Annotated in this window: 11 protein-coding genes; 4 read left to right on the forward strand and 7 right to left on the reverse strand. The window is 73.2% G+C overall.

Annotation, left to right across the window (positions count from 1 at the left end; translation table 11 throughout):
* Nucleotides 1–248: 248 nt before the first annotated feature.
* The gene (locus AB0H81_RS07405) at nt 249–605 is read left to right on the forward strand and encodes a carboxymuconolactone decarboxylase family protein (RefSeq protein WP_358370549.1); all 357 of its coding nucleotides are present in this window, start codon (nt 249–251) and stop codon (nt 603–605) included.
* A 146-nt stretch (nt 606–751) separates the two neighbouring features.
* On the opposite strand, the gene AB0H81_RS07410 is transcribed toward AB0H81_RS07405, so the two are convergent.
* Both AB0H81_RS07410 and AB0H81_RS07415 read right to left on the reverse strand, forming a co-directional pair.
* Nucleotides 752–1,771 carry an acyl-CoA desaturase gene (locus tag AB0H81_RS07410; RefSeq protein WP_358370570.1) on the reverse strand — a complete coding sequence of 340 codons (1,020 nt, stop codon included), beginning with the start codon at nt 1,769–1,771 and terminating at the stop codon, nt 752–754.
* A 206-nt stretch (nt 1,772–1,977) separates the two neighbouring features.
* Nucleotides 1,978–3,699, reverse strand: a complete 1,722-nt coding sequence (locus AB0H81_RS07415; RefSeq protein ID WP_358370550.1) for an NAD(P)H-binding protein — start codon at nt 3,697–3,699, stop codon at nt 1,978–1,980.
* A 118-nt stretch (nt 3,700–3,817) separates the two neighbouring features.
* Here AB0H81_RS07415 and AB0H81_RS07420 point away from each other — a divergent pair, with 118 nt between their 5' ends.
* Entirely contained in the window at nt 3,818–4,783 is a 966-nt protein-coding gene (locus AB0H81_RS07420; protein WP_358370553.1) for an AraC family transcriptional regulator, read from the forward strand.
* Here the strand turns inward: AB0H81_RS07420 and AB0H81_RS07425 are convergent.
* From AB0H81_RS07425 to AB0H81_RS07435, 3 genes are all read right to left on the reverse strand, one after another.
* Nucleotides 4,764–5,627 carry a universal stress protein gene (locus tag AB0H81_RS07425; RefSeq protein ID WP_358370556.1) on the reverse strand — a complete coding sequence of 288 codons (864 nt, stop codon included), beginning with the start codon at nt 5,625–5,627 and terminating at the stop codon, nt 4,764–4,766. The genes AB0H81_RS07420 and AB0H81_RS07425 overlap by 20 nt on opposite strands.
* A gap of 103 nt (nt 5,628–5,730) precedes the next feature.
* On the reverse strand, nt 5,731–6,207 hold the full coding sequence (locus AB0H81_RS07430; protein WP_358370572.1) for a DUF488 domain-containing protein: 477 nt from the start codon (nt 6,205–6,207) through the stop codon (nt 5,731–5,733).
* Nucleotides 6,208–6,282: 75 nt separating this feature from the next.
* Nucleotides 6,283–6,678 (reverse strand): RidA family protein, encoded by a 396-nt coding sequence (locus AB0H81_RS07435; protein WP_358370574.1) that lies wholly within the window; start codon nt 6,676–6,678, stop codon nt 6,283–6,285.
* A 130-nt stretch (nt 6,679–6,808) separates the two neighbouring features.
* Between AB0H81_RS07435 and AB0H81_RS07440 the strand changes: the two genes are divergently transcribed.
* Entirely contained in the window at nt 6,809–7,783 is a 975-nt protein-coding gene (locus tag AB0H81_RS07440) for a WYL domain-containing protein (protein ID WP_358370559.1), read from the forward strand.
* Nucleotides 7,784–7,996: 213 nt separating this feature from the next.
* Here the strand turns inward: AB0H81_RS07440 and AB0H81_RS07445 are convergent, their stop codons facing one another.
* Entirely contained in the window at nt 7,997–8,407 is a 411-nt protein-coding gene (locus tag AB0H81_RS07445; protein WP_358370562.1) for a nuclear transport factor 2 family protein, read from the reverse strand.
* Nucleotides 8,408–8,457: 50 nt separating this feature from the next.
* Between AB0H81_RS07445 and AB0H81_RS07450 the strand changes: the two genes are divergently transcribed.
* A complete protein-coding gene (locus AB0H81_RS07450; RefSeq protein ID WP_358370565.1) occupies nt 8,458–8,940 on the forward strand; it encodes a MarR family transcriptional regulator in 483 nt (160 codons plus the stop codon).
* An 83-nt stretch (nt 8,941–9,023) separates the two neighbouring features.
* Here the strand turns inward: AB0H81_RS07450 and AB0H81_RS07455 are convergent.
* Nucleotides 9,024–9,424: hypothetical protein (locus AB0H81_RS07455; protein WP_358370567.1), on the reverse strand; the 401-nt coding region annotated here is incomplete at its 5' end.

A 9,424-nucleotide genomic window follows, 5' to 3' on the forward strand; every position in this document is an offset into this window, starting at 1 on the left:
GTCGCGCGCCGGCCGGTCAGCCACTCCTGACCTGGGTGCGTCTCGCGCCCGGTGGGAGGGGGTACTGCCAGTACACCTCACGGCAGGGCCTGTTCGGCCGGGCGTGAAGCCGGTTACCTGGATGGGGTGAATCTCGTCCGCCTGCGCCTGCGCCTGCGCCTGCGCCTGCGGCGGGGGCGGGGGCGGGAGGGGGCACTCCGAGCACAGGCCGTCCGGCGCGGGCGAGCCGTCCTTCTTCCCGCGCCGTCGTGCGCCGGAGGACGGCCGACGAAAAGATCTTCGATGACCCGGCAGCACAAGCAGACCGGCGGCGGACGCCGCATGATCGGCGATTTCGCCCGAAGCTCGCCCGGCTCACCGACGATGTCCTGTTCGAGGACGTCTGGAATCGCACCGAGCCGGCCGCCCGCGACCGCAGCCTGATCACCGTCGCCGCGCTCGTCGCCGGCGGCGACGCCGATCAGCTCCGCTTCCACCTCGGACGGGCGAGGGAGAACGGCGTCACCGAGACCGAACTCATCGAGGCGATCACCCATCTCGCCTTCTACGTCGGCTGGCCGAAGGCCATGACGGCGATCACGACCGCGAAGCAGGTCTTCGCCTGAGTACCGGGGGAGAAGGCGTCAGGGCTCCCCTCCAGGCAGGCAGGCCCCCCGAGACGACTCCCGCTCGGTGAGAGGTGGAGACCCGTCACCGGGTGAGCCGACGTCTTACCGGGTGAACCGATGTCCGCCACGGGGCGGACCGGTCGTCAGGTCCGGGCGTGGCGCAGCGGCCGGCCCACCTCGTGCAGGTGGCGCAGGGCCTGGCCCCAGGACGCGAGCAGCCCGCACTCGGCGTATTCGACGCCCAGCGAGCGGCAGTAGTCGCGCACGATGGGCTGGGCCCTGCGCAGGTTCGCGCTGGGCATGCCGGGGAACAGGTGATGCTCGATCTGGTAGTTCAGGCCGCCGAGCGCGACGTCCATGAGCCGCCCGCCGCTGACATTTCTGGAGGTCAGGACCTGGCGGCGGAGGAAGTCCAGCTCGTCCTCGGCGGTCAGCACCGGCATGCCCTTGTGGTTGGGGGCGAACGTGCAGCCCAGGTAGACGCCGTACAGGGCCTGGTGGACGGCCAGGAAGGCCAGCGCCTTGGCCGGCGGCAGCACCACGAACAGCGCACCGGCGTAGGCCAGGACGTGCGCCACGAGCAGCAGCCCCTCGGCCGGGCGGTTCTTCAACGTCGGGCGGCGCAACGCGCGGAAGCTCGACACCTTCAGGTTGACGCCCTCCAGCGTGAGCAGCGGGAAGAACAGCCACGCCTGCCAGCGCCCGACCAGCCGCGGCAGCCCGCGCGCGGCCTCGGCCTGCTTCCGCGACCAGATGAGGATGTCCGGCGCGACGTCGGGGTCGTGGTCCTCGTGATTGGGGTTGGCGTGGTGGCGGGTGTGCTTGTCCATCCACCAGCCGTAGCTCAGGCCGACGGCCAGGTTGCCGACCAGCAGCCCCGCGATCCTGTCGGTGCGGCGCGACCGGGAGATCTGGCCGTGCGCGAGGTCGTGGGCCAGCAGCGTGACCTGGGCGAAGGCCACAGCCAGCAGCGCCGCCACCGGCATCTGCCACCAGGAGTCTCCCACCACGGCGAACACCGCCCAGCTCCCCGCGAACAGGGTCGCGACCAGTCCGATCCGGACCGCGTAGGAGCCGGGCCGCCGCTCCAGCAGCCCCGCCTCCGCGATGCGGCGCGACAATCTCGCGAAGTCGCTGCCCCGCTGCGGGCGGGACGCCTCCACCACAGTCACATCTGTCTCCGATGCTGACGAAGTCGGTCATACGTGATCGCTTGTCAGCATCGCCAGAGCCAGGGGGTGCGCGGACCCCCGCTGCCGCCCGTTCTTGCGGTAGTGCCAGCCCTACCACCGAAGCGAGACCTGCCGCGAAGCCGCCCGCCGCCCGCGGAAGGCGGGCACGACGCTCGCCATGCCGGTTCGCGCTCCCGTCAGGGGGTGAGGATGATCTTGCCTCGGGTCCGGCCGGTCTCGCTCCTGCGGTGGAGGGAGGCCAGTTCCGTCAGCGGGTGGGACTCGACGACGTCCACGGTGAGCTCCCCGGCGTCGACCAGGCGGACGATCCGTGAGAGCTGGGCGGGGTCGTTGCGCGTCACGAAGTGCCCTGAGGAGCCGGAGGGGGAGGGGAGGGGGACGGTGATGGACACCGCTACACCGCCCGGCCGCGCGAGCGCCGCCAGCGAGGCGGCGGCGTCCGGGCCGATCGGGGCAAGGTTGATCACGGCGTCGACCCCGCCCGGCAGGGGCTCGGCGGTGTGGTCGACGACCTGGTCGGCGCCCAGGGAACGTACCGCGGCGGCGCTGCGCGGCCCGGCCGTGGCGATCACGGTCGCGCCCGCGTGCTTGGCCAGCTGGACGGCGAACCCGCCGACCCCGCCGCCGGCGCCGTTGATCAGCACGCGCCGGCCCGCGCCCACCTGGGCGTGCTCGAACAGCGCCTGCCAGGCGGTCAGCCCCGCGACCGGGATGGCCGCGGCGTCGGCGAGGGGGATGGCGGACGGCGCCGCGGCCAGGACGTCCGCCGGGGCGGTGACGTACTCGGCCGCCGCCCCGCCTCGGTCCAGCCGGCCGATCACCCGGTCGCCCGGAGCCCACCCGGTCACGCCGGGGCCGACCGCCGCGACCGTGCCGGAGACGTCCCAGCCCAGCGTGTACGGCAACGCCACCGGCAGCACGGCGCGCAGCATCCCGGACCGCAGCGCCGTCTCCGACGGGTTGAACGAGGTCGCGGCGACACGGATGAGCACCTCGCCGGGACCGGGCGACGGCAGCGGCGCCTCCTCGTGGCGGATGAGCTCGGGCCCGCCGTAGGCGTGGATGCGCGCGGCCCGCATGGTGGCACGGAAGGCGTGGGCGTGCTCGGCGGCCCAGGAGCGGAACGTGCGCGCGGCGCTCCCGGTGACCCGCTCGACGGTGGCGGTGACCGGTGCCGGGCCGCCGGTCATCTCGGCCTGCGCCCGCAGGACGCCGTCCACGGCCTCGGGAGGCCACCCGAGGGAGAGCATGCGCCGCCGCGCCTCCTGCGGGGAGGTCTCCTCCCAGCGCACCGGCCGGCCGATCGCCTCGCCGATGACGCGCGCCTGCTCGGCCTGGGTCAGTGACCGCGGCCCGGTCAGCTCGTGGACGGCGCCGTCGTGCCCGGCCCCGGTCAGCGCCCGCACCGCGACCGCGGCGATGTCCCGTTCGTGCACCGGCGACATGGCGGCCTGGCCGTACGGCTCACGCACCACGCGTTCGGCCCGGATCTGCCCGGCCCAGCGCAGGGCGTTGGCCGCGAAGGCGTGCGGGCGCAGGACCGTCCATTCCATACCGGACCGGGCGATCAGCCGCTCGGCCTCCCGTTCGTGGTCGCGGACGGCCGCCGACGACAGGTAGACCACCCGGCGGGCGTGCCGGGCGGCCATCGCCAGCACCGGCTCCAGCCCTTCGGCCGAGGCGAACGGCCAGACCAGGAACACCGCCTCGACGCCTTCGACGGCGGCGCGCAGGGAATCGGGCACGGTCAGGTCCCCGCGCACGCCCTCGACGGCGGGCGGGAAACCGGCCGGTTCCCGGCTCAGGGCGCGAACGCCGGCTCCGGCCTCCAGCAGTTGCCGGGTCACGTGGCGGCCGACCGTGCCGGTCGCCCCGGTGACCAGTATCCGTCGCTGCATCACAGTGCCTCCCTTTCGGTGATCTCTACTGATCGTCAACCGTAGGGGGCGGAAATGAGATGGCCAATGCTCGTATGGCTTCGCTTCATACGCGATCGTCTTGTGTTAGCTTCTCCGGGTGGACGTGCTCAGCGACGCGATCGCGATCATGCGCTCCGGGCGGCCCCGCTCGACGCGCGTCGCCTGGCGGGCCCCGTGGGGACAGCGTTTCCCCTCGGTGCCCGGATCGGCGGGCTTCCAGGTGATCCTGCAGGGCTCCTGCTGGCTCGTCCCGCCCTCCGGCGTCCCCGTCGCGCTCGGGCCCGGCGATGTGGTCTTCTTCCCCCACGGCCACGGGTACGGCCTCGCGGACAGCCCCTCGACACCGCTCGCCGAGCCCGCGTGCGACCCGCTGGAGGACGCCGACCTGTTCGTCTCCGACTCCGCCGGGCACGACGGGCCCCTCACCGTGACCCTGTGCGGCGGTTACCGGCTCGACCCCCGCCACACCCACCCGCTGCTGCGCGGCCTGCCCGAGACGATCCACCTGCCCGCCCGGCCCGGCCGCCACCCCGAGCTGCGCGCGGCCGTCGACCTGCTCGGCAACGAGGTCGGCGACCCCCGCCCCGGCGCGGACACCGTCGTGCTCGCCCTGCTCGACATGCTGCTGCTGTTCATCCTGCGCGCCTGGTTCGAGGAGCGTCCCGCGCAGGAGAGCGGCGCCGGCTGGGCCAGGGCGCTGGCCGACCCGGCGGTCAGCGCCGCCCTGCGGGCCGTTCACCGCGACCCCGCCCGCCCGTGGACCGTCCAGACCCTCGCCGCCGAAGCCGGCCTGTCCCGCGCCGCCTTCTCCCGCCGCTTCACCGCGCTGGCCGGCAGGCCGCCCCTGACGTACCTGACGTGGTGGCGCCTGACCATCGCGGCCGAGCTCCTGCGGACGGGCGACGCCCCGCTCGCCGAGGTGGCCGCCCGCGTCGGCTACACCTCCGAGTTCGCCTTCGCCAACGCCTTCAAACGCCGGTACGGCATCGCACCCGGCAAGTACCGCCGCGAGCGCCCCACGGGGCAGGCGCGTGGTGTGGCGGTCAGGCGCGGACCACGATGACGGGGGCCCGCGCGTGGTGCAGGACCGCGTGAGCGGTGCCGCCGAGGCCGAGCAGGGTGCCCGTCGCGCCGTGCGCGGCCCCCACGATCACGACGTCGGCCTCCGCCGAGGCGCCGGCCAGCGCCTTGGCCGGGTGACCACGCACCACCTGCGCGACGAGGTCCACGTCCGGGAACTTCTCGGCCGGTCCGACGAGGAACTCCGCCAGCCGCTGCGCCTCGTCCCGTCCCGCCGCCTCGGTGTCGAAGACCACGGGCTCCACGGTCCAGGGCTCGACCGTGCCGGGATGCGTCCAGGCATGGACGGCGCGCAGGACGGACCCCCGGAGCACCGCCTCGCGGAAGGCGTACTCCAGCAGGGCCTCCTCGCCGGGCTGCCCCGACACGCCGACGACGATGACCCCGTGTTCGCTCGTCGGTCTCGCCCGGACGACCGCCACGGGCCGCGGCGCGCGGGAGGCCACGTGCCGGCTCACGGAGCCGAGCAGCAGCTCGGCGAACCCGCCGCGGCCCCTGCTGCCGACCACGACCAGTTGCGCGGCGTCGGCGGCATGGACGAGCGCGTCCTCCGGCCTGTCCGCGACCACCTCCGCGGTGACCTCCAGCCGCGGCCTCCTCGACCGGATCTCGGCCGTCACCTGATTGAGGTTCTCGCGGGCGGCCTTGTCCGCCTCGATCTCCCAGCCGGAGGGCTCGGGGACCAGCAGGACGTCGGGCGACCATCGCGGCATGGCGTGCATGACGCGCAGCGGGGCGTCGCGGATGGCCGCCTCCTGCTCCGCCCAGGCGAGGGCCTGCCGCGAGGAGTCTGAACCGTCGAACCCGACGACGATCGGCTCTGTCATGGTCGTCACCTCACACGCTCCCGCGACCCCCCGTCGCGCCGGAGCTCTGTCATGGGTATCGCCGTTTCGTCCCCTTCGAACCCCCAGGCATGGGATTCCCGCGTCACAACGGGCGCAGGTGCTCGATCGTGACGTGGTGCCGCTCGGTCAGCCGCTGGGCGATCAACGAGCGGTGGCAGGCCTCGGGGTCGCGCTCGACACAGAGCAGCGCCGCGGTCCCGCTGTCCGGCAGCTCCGACACGATCGGCGTGAGGTCGGCGCCGTCGAGGATCTCGCTGGTGTAGCGGCGGGCGTACTCGGCGGCGAGTTCGCGGCGCGAGCGCTTGCCGACCCCTTGCCGGTCGTCCTCGGCGTATTGGAGCCGGCGTAGCTCGGTGGTCGGGGCGAGCTCGAGGTGGTGCTCGTAGGCGATCCGAGCATGGGCGAGGGCCGCCTGCAGCCGGCGTGAGTTCGCCCAGGCGTACTCGGGTCCCCGGACACCGCGGCGCTGGCGTACGTCGAGCAGCAGACGGACGTCCGCGTGCCGCAGTCGCCGCAGGAAGGACTCGCCGTCGAAGCCGTAGACGCCGATGGTCACCATTCTGAGCACCGGAGATCACCTCCCTGTCTCCTCGTGCCGCCTCCGGCAGCCCCTGCCGGAGGCGGCGAGGTCGCATCACGCGACGGCGGTTCCCTCAAGCTCCACCATCAGGTCGGGGATCGCCAGCCGGGTCACCCCGAGCATCGTGGTCGACGGTGCCACCCCGGCGGCGCCCAGCCGCGCCGCCAGCACGCCGTAGTGCTCGAAGAGCCGGTCGACGTCGGTGGTGTAGACGTTGAGCCGGACGAGGTTGGCGAGGGACATGCCGGCCTCGCCGAGCACGGCTTCCAGGTTGTCGAGGCTCAGCGCCAGCTGCGCCGCCATGTCGTCGCTGTGCTGGGGCTTGCCGTCGCCGCTCATCGCGGTCTGCCCGGAGCAGTACAGGGTCCGGGTGTGCCCGGAGACGATCTCACCCTGGTTGTACCCCATCTCCACCGACCACGCCCACGGGTTGACCGCCGTTCGCTCCATCGCCACATCAGCTCCATTCGATTCAGTGTGAGTACGTACGCCCATCGGCTCGGTGGCCGCGCCGGACGTGCTGATGAGCCTCCCAACAAATCACGACATCCTGTGTCGTGTATTTCGGTAGAGTTTTCGCATGCGCGCCGACCGGTTGGTCTCGTTGGTGCTGCTGCTGCGGCAGCACGGCCGGCTGTCCGCGGCCGCGCTGGCCCGCGAGCTGGAGGTGTCCACCCGCACCGTGCTGCGCGACATCGAGGCGCTGTCCGCGGCGGGCGTCCCGGTCTACGCCGAACGCGGCCGGCACGGCGGTTTCGCGTTGCTGCCCGGGTTCCGGACCGAGCTCACCGGACTGAACCACGACGAGGCCCTCGCCCTGCTGGTCGCCGGATCGCGGCGCGGCGCGCAGGCCTTCGGCCTCGGCTCGGCGCTCGCTTCGGCGATGCTCAAGGTGGTCGACGCGCTCCCCGAAAGCTATCGGCACACCGCCGCCGGGGCGGCCGAGCGACTGCTCATCGACCCGGAGACCGACCTCCTCTCGCGTCGGCTGGTCGACGAGGAGGTGCCTGACGCCGTGGTGGCCGAGGTCCTGCGCGCGGTGTTCACCGGACGCAAGCTGCAGATCCACTACGCGGCTGTGGGAGAGACCCCGAAGTGGCGCACGGTGGACCCGATCGGCCTGGTCACCGTACGCGACCGGGGCTACCTGCTGGCCACGAGGTCCGGAGCGGACCGCACCTACCGGCTGTCCCGGATCCTGGCCGCCAAGGAACTCGCCGAACCCGCGCAGCGACCGGACCGGGTCGACCTGGACCGGGCCTGGCAGGAACGCAGCACCCGGTTCCGGACCGGCGGCGATCAGGTCGCGGTGCGGGTACGGGTGGATCCGAGGCGGCGGGAGGACCTGGTGGGCACCGCGCTGGCCGTCCGCGCCGAAGAAGCCGACCCGGACGGCTGGCTGCGGCTGGAGGTGACCTTCCAAGACCCGAGACACGCCGTATGGGCGCTGTGGCAGCTCACCACGAGCGCGGAGGCCCTGGCCCCGCAGTGGTTGCGCGACTCCCTGCGCGACCGCGCCGCCGCGATCGCCGCCCGCTACGGGGTGTCATCCTGAAGAGCCGCCGCCTGCCGCGGGCCGCGGGCGCGGCGACAGGCCGGCCCCGTTCTCCGCACGTGCCGCCCTGTCGCAGGTCGCCACCATGGAACCGCCGGTACGGCCCCTCCTCCCCAAGAGGTTCCGGCCGAAGACGGCGGGTGGCGGAGGAGCGGCGGCTGTTGTGACAAGGTGTGGAACGTGCTGCACGGCCCACCACTGTGTGGCGGGGCGTCAGCGGCGGGTCAGGCGCTCGTAGCAGTCGTAGTTGCGCTGGGCCGCGATCTTGCCGTCGCGGAACTCGAGGAACGTCCCGATGTGCGCCCGCAGGGTGTGGCCGGCCGGCAGGTCGCCCAGCGGTACGGCGAGTATGCCGGTCCAGAGCACCTCGAGGGCGACCTGGTCGCCGGCTGCGACCGCGTTCAGCACCTCGAAGCGCTGCTCTTTGATGGTCGTGCGGCCGCGTTCGGCCGCCGCGCGCAGACCGCCGAGGTCGCGTACGGCGCCGTCGGGGAAGAGCGCATTGGGCAGCTCGCGCTGCACGGCGTCCTCGTGGAAGTACGGCTCGGGGCTCTCGCCTCGGGACACCGCCTCGTGGTACCGAACGGCGAGGTCCACGTTGGCGTGCTGCTGGAGGTTCGTCATATTCACAACCATATTTGTACAACCTTGGTTGTCAACCGCAGAATGTCTTCATGCAGCCTGTACAACCCGGCGAACTGGACACCGGGACGCTCACCCTCTTCGTCGGATTCGCGGCCGCCTCCGTCGTGCAGGCGAGCCTGGCGGAGCAGGGCTTCTCCGGCCTGCGGTTCGCACACGGATACGTCTTCCAGCATCTCGTCGGCGACGTCGGCCCCACAGTGGGCGACCTGGCCCCGAAGCTGGGCGTGACGCAGCAGGCGGCGTCCAAGACCGTGACCGAGCTCGAACGCCTCGGCTACGTGGAGCGTCTGGCCGACCCGCGCGACGCCCGCATCCGCCGCGTGCACCTGACCGGGCGAGGCCGCGAGGCGGTGGCGGCAGCCCGGCGGGCCCGCGAGGCGCTGGAGTCGCGGCTGGCCGAACGCGGCGGGAAGCGGCGGTTGGAGGAGTGCCGCGCGCTGCTCGCGGACCTGCTGGACGAGCTGGGCGGCGCGCCGGCTGTACGCCATCGTGAGGTCCGGCCGCCCCGCTAGCACCGTTCTCGGCATGTGAGCGATCTTCAGCGGAGGTCGCCTCGTGCGAAGCCGGACTCGGCCAGGCCGTACGGGAAACGGGGCTAGCCGGGCGAGCGCGTCGCGGCCACCGGCGACGCGCGGGTCAGCAGGTCGCGGACCAGCGCGGCCACCTCGTCCGGGGTGAACTCCATCGCGTTCTCGCCCACGGTCACCTCGAAGCTGCAGCGCGACGGGTCGGGCCCGGACCGCACCCGTCCCCAGAGCTGGATGCCGTGCTCGGCGAGGATGGCCGCCCCGGCCCGTTCGACGGCCGCTCTGGAGGCCGGCAGGTGGATGTGGAAGATCGGCGTCTGCGGCGGGTCGGGGTGGGCGCGCGCGACGCCGTCGGCGTTGACGGCGGCCGCGATGGCGATCGCGTGCTCCCGGAAGGCGGCCATGCGCGGCGGCACCGTGTCGAGGCCGACCATGGCGGCCAGGGCGAGCGGCCAGGCATCGGCGATGC

The sequence above is a fragment of the Nonomuraea sp. NPDC050691 genome (assembly GCF_040654455.1).
Taxonomy (GTDB): Bacteria; Actinomycetota; Actinomycetes; order Streptosporangiales; family Streptosporangiaceae; genus Nonomuraea.